Raw genomic sequence first — 17064 nt, forward strand, 5'->3', positions numbered from 1 at the left:
ACTTCGAGAGAGAAGTATCTTGGGAAAATGAAGGATACACACTACTTGCATCACATCGGGCCGCCAACGGACAAAAAAACGAGCTGCCAGGCTATCCAGCAGCTCGATATTTGAGTTGTTCCTTTAGAAGGTTACAATGGCGCCTTCCTTCTCGAACGGGTAGTCGATAACGATGCGCGCCGCTTCAGTATCCCCGATGCCGCTGTACAGATTGACCTTGCCGTCGGGACGCATTTCGATGCCGGCGGTGAACGCGCAGTCGGTCAGATGAGGTTTCTTGGCAGGGCCATCCGGATAACAAGGCCGGGTGCCGATGATTTGTAAATCCGAGAATTGATTCGTCTGCGGGTCCAGTACAAAGGCCATGTTCATATAAGTCGATGTATCTCCTTGAGCGTAACAGATATGGCCGATGACACCGATCTTTCCACTTTCAAGCAAGTAGGCCTGGTTGCAGCCGCCCCACTCATCCTTGCGGAATAATCCGCGGGTATAAGGAGCGCTCTCGATGATTTCCGCAGACAGCTCGTCAAGGCTGTCGATGATGGTGAATCCCACCAAGGATTCACTTCCAAATTCCTTGCGAATCGCTTCGCCACGCGGCCTGGAGAAGACGCCGATCCTCCCACCGTGCAGCTCCACGAGCCGAATGTCCTTCATATAATCCGGACCCGTCGTGAAGTAGTAGAGATCGTGAAGATCGCTGCCTTTGTAGAAATAACCGTAGAAGGTGTCGAGCTGTCCCTGCTTGTAACGAACATGCGTGCCGCCCAATACAAGCTGTTTGTTGATCACGCTAATATAAGGATCTTCAAGCTGATAAATCATCGTATCCGGCACAACTGTCCACTCATCCGGACCGCTCTCCTCGAACAGGCGAACCCAAGACCTGGCCCACTCATGGCGTTTTTCTACACGTCCGTAAATGTATCGCTTGCCGTTCCATTGGAATGGAATCGTAGGATTGTAGACATCGAAGCCATCGACTCCGTGGAAGACAAGCTTGGCGCTTTCATAGATGCGTTTGTTGGCCTCGAATTGCTGACGCAGTTCCATTAAGTTCATTTCTGACAAATCTCCTTTCAGGCTTCAATCACAATTCTATCTTAATCAATAGCGTTGCCCTAAATCTTGCTCCATTTTTAAATGCATTTATGGTGTTTTGACATCTCAAGGAACCTTTCATGGTCAATATACGAATAAGGGGGAATCACGTTTATGTTGAAGCTTCTTGCGGCAGACGGCATTGATTCTGAAATTCAGGCCCACTATCGGCTGATCGCTTCGGTGCGCGATACGATCGGTATGCATACCCACGATTTCTTTGAATTGTTTCTTATCCTGAAGGGAAGCGTCGTGCATGTCATTAACGGCAGCCGGCAGCTGCTGCAGGAGAATACACTCGTATTCATACGGGACCGGGACGTTCATTACTATGAGCAGACGGCGGATAGCGATTGCCAGTTCATCAATTTATCGTTTAATCGGGAGGCCCTTGACGACCTCATAGCTTTCCTGGGAGAAGGGTTCCCAAGCGAAAGATTGCTTGGACCGGCCATGCCTCCGTCGACCCTGCTGTCCAAAACAGAGAAGGAATATGTGCGGTACCGGCTGGAGCAGATCAATCTAATCCCGCAGGAGAAGAAGCTGGCCGTCAAAGCAGAGGTAAGAGCCATTTTGACCGACCTGTTCTCCAGGTATATCAAGACTGACGCAGATCCGATTGATCTGACCGGACAGCCGGAGTGGTTTAAGTCTCTATGCAGAGAGGCGGGAAAGAAGGAGCAGTTTACGCGGGGAACGGCTGCGCTTGTGCAGCTGTCGGGGAAGTCGCATGCCTACATATGCAGAATGTTCAGGAAACATCTCGGAATGTCCCCGACCCAGTATATTAACGAATTGAGAATGTCCTATGCCGAGAATTTGCTGTTAAACACGGATATGGACATCGTGAACATCAGCCTTGAGATCGGACTTGACAATGTCAGTTACTTCTACGACTTATTCAAGCGGAGGCATAACCTGACGCCGCATCGATACCGCAAGTTTGGAGTTGTTCGAAGATAGTATACTGAAATCAGTTGATTTTTATTTTGGTTATTATGTATTGACGGGTTAAATAGTATGTGTTATTTTCTACCTAGCATAACAACTTGTGAGACATCACGATGCTTATAGCTGTAGGGGACGGTAGCCGGGGGCGAAGAGCGTTTTCGACGAACGTAAGGATACAGCCTGGAGGTGAAAATGAATGCGCTTACACAGAAAACAACCCCCATGGCGGGGCTCTTGCATCCGCTTTCCGTAGTGCCAGCCGTATACACATTCCCAACCACAACAGGATAACAGCAAGGAGGTGTTTTTTTGAAAACAACCAATAGCAGGCTGGCGGCCAGGATCATCAAGCACCGCTATCTTTACCTTATGGTGCTTCCCGGCTTTCTGACGCTGTTAATCTTTCACTATTTTCCGATGTACGGAATATTAATCGCCTTCAAAGACTTCAACGCTTCTAAAGGGATATGGGGAAGCGAGTGGGTGGGGTTCAAGTACTTCACTTCTTTCTTTAACGATCCGATGGCGTTCAGGGTTTTAAAGAATACTTTGCTTCTAGGTTTGTATACTTTATTTTGGTCATTTCCAGCCCCGATTATATTGGCTCTGTTGTTTAATGAACTGAAAAACAAGCGATTCAAGAAGCTTGTGCAGACGGTTTCCTATTTCCCGCATTTTATTTCGGTTGTCATTGTTGCCGGCCTGCTTAAGGAATTTACGGCGAGAGACGGTTTGTTTAACCACATTCTTGGCTTCCTCGGCGGGGACCCGATCATGTTCCTACTCGAACCCGACTATTTCCGGACCATCTTCATCTCTTCGGGCATATGGCAGGGCGTCGGATTTGGCACGATCATCTACCTTGCTGCATTAAGCGGCATTGATCCAACGCTGTATGACGTGGCCGAAGTAGACGGCGCAGGCCGGTGGAAGAAGGTTCTGCACATCACATGGCCGTCGCTCAAGCCGACCACCATTATTTTGCTGATATTCGCCGTCGGTGGAATCCTCGGGAACGACTTCCAGAAGATCATTCTGCTCTATTCGCCTGAGACGTACGAGGTAGCAGATGTCATCGGTTCCTATGTTTACCGTCAAGGTATATTAGGCGCACAGTACGAGTATACGACAGCAATCGGATTATTCATGTCGGTTATTTCCTTTACGATCCTCTACTTGACCAATTGGTTAAGCCGTAAAGTATCAGAGACGAGTTTGTTCTAGGTGGTGGGATGTTGAAAAAGGCTAGCTTGGGTTCCAGAACCTTCGATGTAATAAATCTGCTTATCATGTTGTTCATCCTGATTGTCGTGTTATATCCGATTCTGAATATTATCGCGACATCGCTAAGCAGCACGCGTTACATCTCCTCAGGGAGCGTAACGATTTGGCCTAAGGGACTTAATTTGGAGGCATATACTACGGTATTTAATGATCCGTACATCTTTAAAGGGTACCTGAACTCGATCATTTATGCGGCAGGCTCCACCGGTATTATGCTGCTGTTTACGGCGCTGATGGCCTATCCGCTGACGATTCCGGGATTTGCGGGCAAGAAATTTCTTACGATCTTTCTCATGATTACGATGTTTTTCGGCGGCGGCTTAATTCCGACCTATCTGCTTATGCGTAGTTTGCACCTGCTGGATACGGTCTGGGTCATGATTCTCCCTGGTGCGGTCAGTGCCTACAATGTGTTTTTGTTTCGGACCTTCTTTCTGAATATTCCTTCTGAATTGAAGGACTCTGCTTATATTGATGGGGCGAATGATATGGTGGTTTTATTCAGGATCATCCTGCCGTTGTCCAAAGCACTTTTTGCAACCTTTGCTTTGTTCGGTCTGGTCGGAAGCTGGAACAGTTGGTTCGAAGCTTTGATTTATCTGCGGGATCAGGATAAGTATCCCTTGCAGATGGTGTTAAGAAACTACCTGTTCACCTTGGATACAACTGCGATTCAAGGCCGGATCGGAGGCGGCGCGGTCGCCGTCAATGCGCCAGGAGACACGCTTGATCCGAAGGCGGTACGAATGAGCGTCATCATTATAACTATGTTTCCGATCATGTGTATTTATCCGATCTTCCAAAAGCATTTCACCAAAGGGATATTTGTCGGCTCTATCAAAGGCTGAGAGGGCGGTGGTGCAGGGAGGAGAGTGCGCAGACGGTTCATTGCAAGTGGATTGCAGATTTGAAAGCGGTTTATCGTGCGAATTAGGGGGAAGTTGAATGAACAAACTGGCAAAAATACTGTTCCTTGGGTTGGCCGTACTGATGGTTTTTTCCGGATGTTCGAATGATTCCAAAAATTCTGCCGCCAATGGGGACGATTCAGAAGTGGTGCGCTTCTCGGTGACGCTGCCTTCGAACGGCGTGGACAATCCGAACAGTCTGGTAGGCAAGGAATGGCACAAACGCATGGAAGCCTATATGGGCAAGAAGGTAGAAATTAAATACAACTACATTCCGTCTTCCGAGTATGACGAGAAGGTCAAGCTGATGATTGCAAGCGACGATCTGACGGACTTCTTCGTGACACCTTTATTCTATGATACGAGCGAAATGGCCGAACAGGGCCAGCTTCTAGAGTTAAGCCAATATAAAGATTTAATGCCGAACTATATGAATTACATTAGCAAGGTAAAGAACGGGATGAAAAGGGTAACGAATGCCGACGGCAAAATGTACACCTTTAAAGAAACCTCCACACCGAGATTCCCCAAGGATCGCGGAATGCTCATCCAGAATACGTCCGCTTACCGTTATGACGTGTTCAAGACTAATAACATCAAAATTCCGGAAACCCTCGACGAATTTTATGAGGCTGCCAAAAAACTTAAAAAGCTCTATCCCGACAAATATCCCGTTGCGACAAAATGGAACAGCTTGAGATCGCTGTTCTCCGCGAACCACATCCGCGACGAAATTTTCTGGGATGGCGAGAAATACGTATATGGGGTTCTGGATGAAGGATATAAAGATGCGCTTCAATTCGCGAATAAGCTGTATGCGGAGAAGCTGTTAGATCCAGAGTACACCATTGATACGGACGATACGCTGAAAAGAAAAGCGCTGAACGGCGACAACTTCATGTGGCTGACGCAGTGGTTTACAACGCCAGCCGAGTATACGAGAACAGCCAACGACGGAAAGATATTTGCGGTTTCCCTGTATCCCGATAATCCGAAGTACGGAAAGGCCTGGCAGGAGGTTGTAAACGGCAATACCCCTGACTTGGGCTGGGGAGCCTACGGCATAAGCTCAAAGGTTAAAAACCCTAAAGAATTGATCAAATTCATCGATTATCAATATTCAGATGAAATGATCAGGCTCATTACCTGGGGAATTAAGGACACTACCTATACGATCGGGAAGGATGGAGTTCCGACCTTTGTCGACTCGCTGAAAAAAGCCAAGGATCCATGGCTGGAGGGCGATAAGTACGGCATGCGGGCAAGCCGGAACTACAACCCAGGCTTGCAGATGGTGAGTGATGCAAGAGCGTTTGTGGATTTTGCCGCGACAGACTATACGGTATTTAACGGCAAATATGAAGAGGTGCCGATTGAGAAGGCGCAATTCCTGACGAGTCTGCCGATGCCGGAGAACGAATATGTTCCTTCCTGGTTGAGTGAGCCGTCGATTCAACTCTCCGGCAGTGAAAGCCAGCGGGTCTCGGAGATTATGAACCCGATCAAGACGTTTGTTACGGAAGAACAGGCCAAATTCGTTGCAGGCAAGAACAGTTTTGATAATTGGCAGGCCTTTATGGATAAGATCCAAAAGATGGGCAACATTGATGAAGCGCTGAAAATCTATAATGACGCTGCACAAAGAGCTTTAGGAAACTAATAGAAAAATCGTCCCTCTGCTGCCTGCCGCCGCGGAGGGACGGTATTTCACAAGGCGGCAGGATTAAAGATAACGAAACCATAGGATGTGAGAAACCTTGAGTGAAAAAAAAGAGATTTTATTCCATGTAGAAAAACTGTTAAATAAAAGAAATCAATTCATGATTACGAAGGTCTCTTCTATAGATTTTTCCGGTTTTACGACCATGAAGCAACTGTTCATCCATGAAATGAATGGGCAGCCGTTCGAGAGCATTGCTCCGGGCCAGCGGTGGGGGGAAAACTGGGGATACGGCTGGTTCCGCTCGGTCATCGTTGTACCCGAAGAAGCTGAAGGCAAACGGCTTGTGGCCATGCTTGATTTTGGATCCGAAGCGACCGTATACATAAACGGTATCGTAAGCGGTGCAAAAGACCTTAACCATCATTACGTAACCTTAACCCGTTCGGCGAAAGCAGGCGAGTTATTTGAAATTGTCGCAGAAGCGTACGCCGGTCATAATAACTCTCAGCCGACGTTCGGAGAGTCGCAGCTCTGCATTTTTGAAGAGGAAGTCTATCAATTTTTCATCGATTTGGAATGTTTGTACGATCTTCGCAATCATCTTGATGCCAAGTCCCTCCGCGTTGCGGAGATTGATCGTTGTCTGACTCAGGTGTTCGCAACCATCGATCTGACCCTTCGTCAGGAGTTGTTGGGAGAGAACGCAAAGTTGTGCCGGAAGATTATGGAGCCGCTCCTCTCCTGCGTGAACGGTTCAACGGTGCCGACCCTATACCTTATGGGACAATCCCACCTGGATGTCGCCTGGCTGTGGCCGATCGGGGAGACAAAGCGGAAGATTGCCCGGACCATGTCCAATCAGTTGGCGCTCATGGATGAATATCCGGAATACACGTACACCCAGAGCCAGCCATATTTGTTCCAGTTGGTCAAGACATTGTATCCGGAGCTGTATGAGCGAATCAAACTGGCGGTGAAGGAAGGCAGAATCGTTCCCGAAGGCTCCATGTGGGTAGAGCCTGATACGAATCTGCCCAGCGGTGAGAGCCTGATCCGCCAGGCGCTGCATGGCAAGCGGTTCTTCAAGGATGAATTCGGCGTGGACAATGAGATGCTGTGGCTGCCTGACGTTTTCGGCTATTCCGGGAACCTGCCGCAAATCATGAAGGGATGCGGGATCAAGTATTTCGCATCTACAAAACTATTTGGTACTTACGACAATATAGCAGATCCGTTCCCGCATAATACGTTCCTCTGGGAAGGGATCGACGGTTCGCAAATCTTGACACATCTGCTCAACTACGGCGACTACTATCCGATTCGGATTAATCCGTCGTTCTTAATCCATCAGTGGAATGATCGCGTCCAGCTTGAAGGAATTTCTACACGGCTCACGCAGTTCGGACACGGTGACGGAGGTGGCGGCTCCAACCGGGATGATCTCGAATTTATGCGCAGGCTTGGCAATTTGGAAGGTGTACCCAAGACGAAGCATGGCTCGCCGATCGAATTTTTCGAGAATCAGATCGAACAAGGCATTCCAGATGCCAAATATGTGGGAGAGCTCTATTATCCCGCTCACCGCGGGACTTATACAACGCAAGCGATCATCAAAAAGCTGAACCGGAAGGCGGAAATCGGCTTCCGCGAGGCAGAGCTATGGGGAGCAGCGGCGCAGCTTCTGAATCATCGGGCATATCCTTACGAGGAGCTGGACCTGCTATGGAAGACTCTGCTGCTGCACCAATTCCATGATATTCTGCCAGGCTCCTCCATCCACCGCGTCCATGAAGAGGCGCAGCTTGAGTTGAAGGCATTGAATGAGAACGTATACGACTTGGCTTCAGATACAAGGGACGCGCTCACGGACGACGATGCCTCCCAGGTTACTGTCTTTAACTCGCTGTCCTGGCCGAGAAAGGAACTGGTTGCGCTGCCTGCTGATGTCCATGGCCTTGCGGACGGGAGCGGAGCAGTTATGCCGGTGCAATTGCTCGAAGGCGTTGTGTTTGCCGAGGTGGAGGTTCCTTCTATGGGCTGGTCGACGTACAAGGCTGAAGCGGAAGGTACGGAGGCTTCTGCTGTGTCTGCGGTCTGGGCAACGGAATCGCATCTGGAGAACGAATGGATTTCGCTTGGGATTAACGAACAGGGTGAGTTAACGAGTATTTTTGACAAGGAGACCGGAACGGAATGGGCAGCGGATCACTGCAATGTCATGCGGATGTACCGGGATCAAAATTCGGATTTCGATGCTTGGGAGATTGATCGGCGCTACCGTATGGCACCTGTCGAGCTGAATGCAAGGGCCACGGTATCCGTTACTGCGAACGGCCCGCTCTTCGCAAGCATTCGGGTTGAACGCGAATTGAACCAATCGACCATGGTGCAGGATATCCGGCTGCGTGCAGACAGCCGCCGGGTGGAATTTCTTACGACGATTCACTGGCGCGAGAAGAACAAGCTGCTCAAGGTCGATTTCCCTGTTTGCGTTCATACGAACGAGTCGCTGCAGGAAATTCAGTTCGGTTACGTCAAGAGACCGAATCATGCTTCGCGTCCGCATGATGCGGATCGTTACGAGGTGGTTCAGCATAAATGGTCGGCGCTTGCGGAGACGAACCGCGGCTTCGCACTGCTGAACGACTGTAAGTACGGGATTTCTGTGAGCGACAATACGATGAGTCTGACGCTGCTGCGGGCTCCGACGTGGCCGGATGAGACGTCTGATCAAGGAGTGCACCATTTTACTTACGGATTTACGTTCTGGAACGGCGCGTTCCTGGACAGTCCTGTCGTGCGGGAAGCTTACGAGCTGAACTATCCTGTCAGCCTTGTGTCCGGAGGAAACCGCGAGGCGTACTCGCTGCTGCGCATTGATCAAGCCAATGTGATCGCGGAGACGATTAAGCTTGCCGAAGACGGATCAGGCGACCTTATTGTGCGGCTGTACGAGAGCAAGGGAGCCTCCGTAGTGTGCGTGCTTCACTTCGGGCTGTCCGTTAAGGCCGTTTATGAAGCAAATATGCTGGAGGAGAACATTGCGGAATTGTCGCACGAGGGCGAAGATGTACGGCTTCAGTTCCGTCCGTTCGAGGTGAAGACGATCAGGCTCGAATTGAATGGGAGGCAGATTCATAGACAAGGAGGTGGTTTGTAGGGGAGAGTGCATCATCGGTGGTTTGAATAGAGAACGTCGTTAGACGGCGCAACGATTTCATTTTATCAAAACGACAAGGGTCGGGAGGTAAGTAAATGAAAATGAAACGGTGGAAAAGTGCAGGAATATGGGCTTGCATCATGGTGATGGCCATAACGGCACCCGGTGCTGCGATGGCGGCGCAGGAGGCGGAGAGCAGCGCTGGACAAGATGTGAACATTGCGAAGAAGGTGGTTCATAAGCCGTTCACGATCAAGGTTGTGGATGCCGAGACGGGCCGGGGAATTCCTCTTGTTGAACTAAAGACGACGAACAACGTTCTGTATTACACGGATAGTGCCGGTGTCGTGGCCTTCGATGAGCCTGGTTTGATGGATCAGTCGGTTTTCTTCCATCTGTCGAGCCACGGTTACGACTTCCCTGCCGACATGTTCGGCAATCGTGGGCAGGCCGTACAGACCACACCTGGGGGCACGATTACAATCAAGATGAACCGGGTCAACATCGCTGAAAGGCTGTACCGGATTACAGGACAGGGCATATATCGCGACAGCATGCTGCTGGGTCTGGGTGCGCCGATTCAGGAGCCGTTGATCAACGGTCTGGTTATGGGACAGGATTCCGTGCAGACGATAGAGTACAACAATAAACTGTACTGGTTTTGGGGCGATACCGACAGACCCGCTTATCCACTGGGGAACTTTCGCGTAACAGGAGCAACTTCTAAGAAGCCGCAAAACGGTGGATTGGACCCGGATGTTGGCGTGAATCTGAACTATTTCAAGAACGCGGACGGCTTCGTCAAAAGCTTGGTGCCCCAGCTGCCCGACGGTGCGGGAATAGCCTGGGTGTTCGGTTTGATGACGGCCAAGGACAGCACCGGGAAGGAGCGTCTGCTCGCCGGCTACAGTACACATAATCCCGATCTTAGCGCTTTTGGCATTCTCGCCTTTAACGACAACACGAAGGAGTTCGAACAGGTCGTACAGTTTCCATCGAAAGACGATTGGCGCCACCCAGGCGGCCAGGCCACGTATTATGAGGAAAAGGGGGCAGGTTACTGGCTCTTTACCGAACACCGGGTGCCGAATTTGCGCGTTTCCGCCAGCTATAACGCCATCATCGACTATACGCAATACGAATCATTTACTTGCTTGACTCCGGGAACGGCATACAACGGGGCTCAAACGTCTCTGGAACGTGATGCAGATGGCAAACTCGTTTGGGGCTGGAAAAAGAACACTCCGCCGCTTACCCAGAATCAAGAAAAGGAGCTGATCCAGTTAGGCCTGATCCAGGCGAATGACCCGCACTATTATCAGTTGAAAGATGCTGATACCGGCGAAGCGGTGGAAATCGCCTCAAGCTCCATCGAATGGAATGAATACCGGCAGCGTTACGTGATGATCGGGCAGCAGATGCAGGGCAAGACATCGGTGCTCGGGGAAATTTGGTATGCGGAAGCTCCGGCGCCTCAAGGTCCTTGGACGAATGCCAAAAAGATCGTGACGCATAATAATTATACTTTTTATAACGTGGCCCAGCACAAAAATTTCAGCAAAGATGGCGGCCGGATTATCTACTTCGAGGGGACTTATACGAATACATTCACGAATCAAGTCCCGACACCGCGGTATAATTACAATCAAGTTATGTATAAACTCGACTTGGCGAATCCAAAGCTGGGGCTTAAGCCGGTTCAGGGAACAACCGGTCAATAGAGCGCCTAACCCAACAATGAAATAACCGAATAAGGACCTTTCCAGAAGCGCTCGTGGCTTCATCGGAAAGGTCCTTTTTGACTGCGGTTTGTCCTGGGAAATAATATCCCTGCCTTCCGGTTCTCTATGATAACCGGAAAGCAGGGAGGAGCAATATCTATTTATGTTGGAGAGTCTCCGTGAATTTCCCGATACTGCTTCGGAGTAAGTTTTGTGAACTTTTTAAAAGCAGAGAAGAAATGCCCTTTGGATATGAAGCCGCATTGATCCGCGATCTCCAGCACGGAGAGCTGGCTGGATACCAGCTTTTCTTTCACTCTCTCGATTCGTTCCTGGAGGATGTATTCGGACAATGACACGTTCATGATCTCCTTAAATAACTGCCGGATATAACTCACGGAGAAGGAGAAATTGTCGGCTACCTGTTCGATCGATAATTGCGTATCCTGCAAATGGCTGTCCACATATTCTTTGATTTCCAGGACGATCTCTTCCTTGCGGTTCAAAAATTTTGGAACCTCGGTCTCGGACGCGAGCGTTGTGACGATGCCCTCCAGCCAATCTTGAAACTCGGACAGCGTGCTGTACCGTTCCAACAGTTGATGAATGCTGCTGATCTCATGCAGGGCGCTGGATTTGTTAAGGTTTTTGAGCAGATCGTAGGTGAAATAGGTCAAGTTAAGCCTGCAATCGCGATAAGGAAGCTCCTGAATGTGTTTCATCTGCTGGCGCAGGAGAACAACGGCGGTCTCCGGGCGGCCGCGACGGATCGCTTTGATGATCTCGGCCGTCTCAAGTGCCTCGGATGCAGAAGGATACCCTGCCATAAACTCCTCATAGTCGCTCTCCAGATAAATTTGCTTTTCCCCGTCAAGGAATCGCAGCATCGTCAACTCGTAGATATGATCATATACATTTCGGAAATTAGCGCCGAAGTCATAGGCATTGCTGATTGCGACGGTTGTATCGACGCGTAGAATGCGCGCCACCTGATTGTGCGCTTCCTCAAGAAGATGCTGTAGTTGAAGCTGGCACGATTCATGGCCGCCAATGACCAGGATGAGATGGTCACCGCCCATATCGAGGCCTTCCGCCGCATAAGAACCGGCACCAATCACTTCTTCGCTAATATTTCGTATAGCGTACTTAATCAATTTCCGGGAAGGGAAATCATAACGTTCGCAAAAGACCTTATAAGCTTCGATTCGCAGGACTGCCAAAAACAGGACTTTGCAGGAAGTTAGCTTGGTCCGGGTCTGAATATATTCGTAGCTTTGGGTACCCGGCGTTCCGTGGAGCATCCACTGGGCCAGAAATTCCGTTCGAACGAGCTCTGATTGATTTCTCATGGAGGCATGAAGCTGCTCCATATTGTTCAGCAGCATATCGATGCCGTCATTGATCCATTGGATATCCGGCTTGCCATCGGACGTGGAGTTTACAACAGCCACCTTCTTCAGTTTCTCCGACAAGAAGGTGATGGAACGTAAAGTGCGGCGCGAACTCCAGAAGAATAACACTGAAACGATTCCCAACAGCATTAATGTATACGCTATCAATTTTTGCTGGTATAAGGAGATATGGCGGGTCAAAATATGATACTCGGTTGAGTAATATACCGACCAGTTTTCGGTGGTCAGCTTGGCTGTACTAACGAACCATGTCTGATGCGGGAGCCGAACTTGGAAGTCGCTCGTTTGCTGCTCGCGTCCTGCTTGATAAAGCTGTTCGTTCAACGCAGGATTGAACGCGCCTAATTGGACTGTTCCTTGACTGTCGAGTATCCGGATGTCTTGCTCCGAGGAGACCGATTGGCCGAATAGAAGCTTGGACAGTTGAGGTTTATCGATCAGGAGCACGAGATAGAAGTCGGACGGTTTCTCCGGAGCTGCAGGCAGAATAAGGGCAAGGCAGTCCGAGCCATCCGGCGAATGATTAAAGAAGCGCAAATAATGGCGGTGGATTGATTTCACCTGCCCCAGCATGCTCTGGTCAGCAAAGGCTTCAAAACTAACGATGCCGACTTTGGAATCGATGACAAGATTGTGTTTTAAATTAATTAGATAGGATCGCTGGATGAGCGACTCGGTTGACATGAAGTTGGATTGGGCAACGAGCGCAGCATGGTCGATGAGCGGATCTTTGCTTGTACTGAAGAACCAGTTCTGGATATTCTGATCGGCGTACATGCTGAGCCCGTATGCTTTCAATTTACCGAGAATCATTTCGGCCTTCGAAGCCAGATTGTTGACTTCGTTCTGCGAATTGCTGCGCACCTCCAGCATAGTGTATTTCGCGAATTCGGCAGACAGAAAGTAAACGAAGGGAATCATGGAACAGATCAGAACGGTAGTTAGTAATAGAAAGGTACGAAAATAGGTCTTCTGCAGAAAAGGTTTGATCTTCATATTCTTCATATAATACCTGCACCCCGTGCCTCATTGATGGACTGACTGTTTATGGGTGTACCTTAAGCTTGTCTCGATAGAAAAAATGGACTGGGACACTCTTCTACATAATCATATCCTGACTTCCGTGTGAAGTCCTCATTTTGACAAAGTACAAATTAAGATGGCTCCGGAAGCCGGATATAGGCGCTTTAGTACTCCTTGTGACACATTGAGGACTATTCCAAAGCTAGTCTTTCCGTACATAATGAACACTGTCAGGTATGGCCACATCGGACAGACCAGATAGAATGGGGGGATACTATAAATTGAGAATGCTTAGGGATCTTGCAAAGAACCGGGGCTTGTATTCGATGGCGATACCGGGAATCATCTTTCTCGTTGTCTTCTCCTATATTCCTCTGTCCGGACATCTGCTGGCGTTTAAGGACTTTCAGATCAGCAAAGGCATATGGGGCAGTGATTGGGTGGGGCTGGACAACTTTCGCTTCTTTTTCTCCAATCAGGATTGGATACAAGTGACAGTCAATACGGTTTATTTAAATGCGCTGTTTATTATTTTCGAGATGGTCTTTGCGCTTCTTATTGCGCTCTTCTTGAATGAGATTCGCTTGAAATGGTTTAAACGTACAATCCAATCCGTCGTTTTCCTTCCTTATTTCATTTCCTGGGTTGTTGTAGGGTATATGACATTCGTTCTATTCAACAATACAGACGGCATGATTAACCGCGTGCTCAGCATGAGCGGACTTCAAGCCGTTGATTGGTACCAGACCCCATGGGTATGGCCGATTATTCTAACCTTAACGCGAATCTGGAAGAGCGCCGGTTATTACTCGATTATTCTGCTCGCTGCCATTACCGGTTTCTCTTCCGAATATTACGAGAGCGCCCGCCTGGACGGGGCGACACGGCTGCAGCAGATGAAATACATAACGCTGCCCTTGCTGAAGCCGCAAATTATCATTCTTGTCCTCTTGGGAGTCGGACGGATCTTCTATGGAGACTTTGGCATGATCTATGGAATTATCGGGGACAACGGGGTTCTATTCCCGACGACCGATGTCATCGATACGTATTCATATCGGGCTTTAAGGCAGCTTGGCAATTTCAGCATGTCCTCGGCTATCGTGTTCTACCAGTCTATCATGGGGCTTATCGCGGTCGTTTCGTTTAATGCGTTAGTTCGAAAAATCGATAAGGACTCCAGATTATTTTAAGAGGCTGTTCAAATTTCACAATATACAAAGGGAGGTGAATTCCTTATGAATCGTCCGGTTGCTCTGATTCCGCCCGCAGGGGTCCGGCGAACAAGCGGTTTCTCCGATAAAATGGTGGTGTGGTTGTTCGGACTGTTTTTGATTCTATTTGCGCTGGTTTGTTTGTTTCCTTTCTGGCTGATGGTCATCAATTCGTTCTCAAGCAGCCGAAGCTTGGCGGTGAACGGATATTCCATATGGCCGGATGATTTTACGCTGGAGTCATATCGGTTCCTCCTTCAAGGCAAGCAAATGTTTGCCAGCTATGGCATCACCATGGTGGTAACGGCCATCGGAACCGTTATCGGCCTCGTTGTCACCGCGTTGTTTGCTTACGTGCTGGCTCATCCGAAGAACCGATACGGCGGCTTCCTCTCGTTTATGACCTATGTGCCGATGGTCTTCGGCTCGGGACTCGTCGGCTTCTATCTTCTGGTCGTTCAGTGGCTGCATTTGAAGGATACGCTGTGGGCGCTTGTGCTGCCTTACGTTATGAATCCGTTCTTTGCGTTTATCTTAGTTTCGTTCTATCGCTCGCTGCCTTATGAATTGAACGAATCGGCATACATTGACGGCGCTGGGGAGTGGACGATCTTCTTCAAAATTATCCGGCCGATCTCGACGCCGGTTATTGCAACGATCAGCTTGTTCTATGCACTGCAATATTGGAACGATTGGTGGCTGTCGCTTCTGTTCATCGATAACAGCGATATGTACCCGCTCCAGCTGCTTCTTCGGCAGCTCATGTCACAGATGCAGCTTACGTCGCTCAATCACGGCAATGTGTTGACGCTGCCGCCAGCAGAAGGGGTCAAGCTGGCAACGGTATGTCTGACGATCGGTCCAATTATACTTGTCTATCCGATGGTTCAGAAATATTTTGTCAAAGGTTTGACCCTCGGTTCAGTGAAAGGCTGAGTGTAGGAATTTCTGAAAACCTGACATTTTGAGCTTAAATTATAAGATGATGATTTGAAGGGAGTAATCGATATGGCCAAATCAAAACGCAAGTTCTTGATGCTGGTACTGCTCGGATTAGCCGTAGCTTTATCCGGCTGCGCTGGCGCCGGCGGGGATACATCCGCGCCGGGCGATTCCGGAGGAACCGGGGCTTCATCCCTTGAGCCGGTCACCTTGGAGGTTGTCATTCCAGGGGCGAAGGGGGCTAACTATGACAAGGTGCTGGCAGAGGTCAACAAGAGATTAAAAGCCGAGATCAATACGCAGGTTAAATTTACATTCGTTGACTTTGCTGATCTAAATCAAAAGACCAACGTCATGCTGGCGTCGGGAGAGAGTGTGGATTTGATGTTCGACGCCCCTTGGCTGCATTTGGACACGATGGCTTCCCAGGGATATTACGAAGAACTAAGCGGACTTCTGGACCAATACGGCCCCAATGTGAAGAAGACAAGGCCGCAGCAAATGTGGGACGCGAACAAAATTAACGGCAGCATCTACGGCGTTCCCTTGGGAAGCGCCTATACCCAGCAGAGATCGGTGTTCATCCGAAAGGACCTGAGGGAGCAGTTGAACCTGCCGCCCGTCAAAACGTATGAGGATTTGAAAGCTTATCTCTACGCCGTTCGTGATGGTAAGTCCGGTATTACGCCTCTTCTTGCAGGCGCAGATGACGTTACCTACAGCTGGGTCAACTGGCTGATCCGGGACGATACCAGCGTCAACATTCGTCCGACGAATTTTGCTGGAGCTAGTTTGATGCTGTATTACAAGGGCAACGATGGAAAGGTCTACAACTTTTTTGAAACCAAGGAACCTAAGATATGGTCAGGCATCCAGGATGTCCGCAAGCTGTTTGTGGACAAAGTCATGTCGCAGGACGTTTTAACGAATAAGAGCAGTCCGGCGGAAATGCAGCTTCAGAATAAAGTAGCGGCTACGCCCCAAATGGCTTTTGGAATTCCCCAATCGTTCAACGACCAGCTGAAGCAGGTTGTGCCTGACGGCAAGCTGGAAGCCGTTCGTCTGTTTGATCTAACTCCTGGAAAGAACCTGTCCAATTTCAAGATGGATAACTTCATCTGTATTGTCAAGACGAGCAAACATAAAGACCGTGCGATGATGTTCCTCGATTGGGCGAACCGGCAGGAGAATTATGATTTGCTGGAGCACGGTATCGAAGGTGTCAACTGGAAACCAACCGGCGAGCATCAGTATGAAACGCTGAACAACGATGGCGGGATCGTCTCGTTCCAGCTCATGCTGAATCCTACGTTAGAGCGGGAATGGGCCGGTACGGACGAAGAGACTCAGAAGTACAGTCAATTCATTACGAAGGCCGACAACTTCACCAAGGACATCCTCACCGGCTTTACTTTTGATCCAACGCCAGTGAAGAATGAAGTGGCCCAGTTCGCGACCATTCAGGCCAAATATTATAGCGGATTATTCAACGGTGCGCTTGACCCGGACCAATATTTCGCCCAGTTTAAAACAGAAGGCGAAGCGGTGCTGGGTAAAATCCAGACTGAGCTGCAGAAACAGGTTGATGCCTTCCTGGCAAAATAGAAATTGCTGTTCATCAGAATAATAGTCCGCACAAAGGGGGCCGTCCTAGAAGACGGCCCCTGATTTTGTTTAGGAGT

At 49.2% G+C, this 17064-nt stretch carries 11 protein-coding genes; 9 read left to right on the plus strand and 2 right to left on the minus strand.

The features are described from left to right. Positions 1-123: 123 nt before the first annotated feature. Positions 124-1065, minus strand: coding sequence for an MTP-1 family protein (locus tag KJS63_RS06860; RefSeq protein WP_213618485.1), 942 nt, complete (start codon positions 1063-1065; stop codon positions 124-126). 153 nt (positions 1066-1218) lie between these two features. Here KJS63_RS06860 and KJS63_RS06865 point away from each other — a divergent pair, with 153 nt between their 5' ends. From KJS63_RS06865 to KJS63_RS06890, 6 genes are all read left to right on the plus strand, one after another. Then, the gene (locus tag KJS63_RS06865; RefSeq protein WP_213618486.1) at positions 1219-2067 is read left to right on the plus strand and encodes a helix-turn-helix domain-containing protein; all 849 of its coding nucleotides are present in this window, start codon (positions 1219-1221) and stop codon (positions 2065-2067) included. A gap of 297 nt (positions 2068-2364) precedes the next feature. Beyond that, on the plus strand, positions 2365-3279 hold the full coding sequence (locus KJS63_RS06870; protein ID WP_068619808.1) for an ABC transporter permease: 915 nt from the start codon (positions 2365-2367) through the stop codon (positions 3277-3279). An 11-nt stretch (positions 3280-3290) separates the two neighbouring features. Beyond that, entirely contained in the window at positions 3291-4187 is an 897-nt protein-coding gene (locus KJS63_RS06875; protein WP_213618924.1) for a carbohydrate ABC transporter permease, read from the plus strand. Between the two features lie 97 nt (positions 4188-4284). Beyond that, positions 4285-5907, plus strand: coding sequence for an ABC transporter substrate-binding protein (locus KJS63_RS06880; protein WP_213618487.1), 1623 nt, complete (start codon positions 4285-4287; stop codon positions 5905-5907). A gap of 97 nt (positions 5908-6004) precedes the next feature. Then, positions 6005-9070 (plus strand): alpha-mannosidase, encoded by a 3066-nt coding sequence (locus KJS63_RS06885; protein ID WP_213618488.1) that lies wholly within the window; start codon positions 6005-6007, stop codon positions 9068-9070. Positions 9071-9165: 95 nt separating this feature from the next. Next, a complete protein-coding gene (locus KJS63_RS06890) occupies positions 9166-10791 on the plus strand; it encodes a hypothetical protein (protein WP_213618489.1) in 1626 nt (541 codons plus the stop codon). Between the two features lie 161 nt (positions 10792-10952). Here KJS63_RS06890 and KJS63_RS06895 read toward each other — a convergent pair whose 3' ends face one another. Continuing rightward, the gene (locus KJS63_RS06895; protein WP_244862519.1) at positions 10953-13208 is read right to left on the minus strand and encodes an AraC family transcriptional regulator; all 2256 of its coding nucleotides are present in this window, start codon (positions 13206-13208) and stop codon (positions 10953-10955) included. Between the two features lie 305 nt (positions 13209-13513). On the opposite strand from KJS63_RS06895, the gene KJS63_RS06900 reads away from it, so the two are divergent. The 3 genes from KJS63_RS06900 to KJS63_RS06910 all read left to right on the plus strand — a co-directional run bounded on the left by KJS63_RS06900 (position 13514) and on the right by KJS63_RS06910 (position 16987). Next, entirely contained in the window at positions 13514-14419 is a 906-nt protein-coding gene (locus tag KJS63_RS06900; RefSeq protein WP_374706271.1) for an ABC transporter permease, read from the plus strand. A 45-nt stretch (positions 14420-14464) separates the two neighbouring features. Then, the gene (locus KJS63_RS06905; protein ID WP_213618491.1) at positions 14465-15376 is read left to right on the plus strand and encodes a carbohydrate ABC transporter permease; all 912 of its coding nucleotides are present in this window, start codon (positions 14465-14467) and stop codon (positions 15374-15376) included. Positions 15377-15448: 72 nt separating this feature from the next. After that, positions 15449-16987: an extracellular solute-binding protein gene (locus KJS63_RS06910; RefSeq protein WP_213618492.1), complete on the plus strand. Its 1539-nt coding sequence runs from the start codon at positions 15449-15451 to the stop codon at positions 16985-16987. Positions 16988-17064: the final 77 nt, after the last annotated feature.

It is taken from the genome of Paenibacillus sp. J22TS3 (genome assembly GCF_018403205.1).
In the GTDB taxonomy this organism is placed as follows: Bacteria; Bacillota; Bacilli; order Paenibacillales; family Paenibacillaceae; genus Fontibacillus; species Fontibacillus tuaregi.

What these genes read in the sequence shown, in the direction of transcription:
- KJS63_RS06860 (WP_213618485.1), bottom strand. Translation starts at nt 1,065, where the DNA reads ATGAACTTAATGGAACTGCGTCAGCAATTCGAGGCCAACAAACGCATC.
- KJS63_RS06865 (WP_213618486.1), top strand. Translation starts at nt 1,219, where the DNA reads ATGTTGAAGCTTCTTGCGGCAGACGGCATTGATTCTGAAATTCAGGCC.
- KJS63_RS06880 (WP_213618487.1), top strand. Translation starts at nt 4,285, where the DNA reads ATGAACAAACTGGCAAAAATACTGTTCCTTGGGTTGGCCGTACTGATG.
- KJS63_RS06890 (WP_213618489.1), top strand. Translation starts at nt 9,166, where the DNA reads ATGAAAATGAAACGGTGGAAAAGTGCAGGAATATGGGCTTGCATCATG.
- KJS63_RS06895 (WP_244862519.1), bottom strand. Translation starts at nt 13,208, where the DNA reads ATGAAGAATATGAAGATCAAACCTTTTCTGCAGAAGACCTATTTTCGT.
- KJS63_RS06900 (WP_374706271.1), top strand. Translation starts at nt 13,514, where the DNA reads ATGCTTAGGGATCTTGCAAAGAACCGGGGCTTGTATTCGATGGCGATA.
- KJS63_RS06905 (WP_213618491.1), top strand. Translation starts at nt 14,465, where the DNA reads ATGAATCGTCCGGTTGCTCTGATTCCGCCCGCAGGGGTCCGGCGAACA.
- KJS63_RS06910 (WP_213618492.1), top strand. Translation starts at nt 15,449, where the DNA reads ATGGCCAAATCAAAACGCAAGTTCTTGATGCTGGTACTGCTCGGATTA.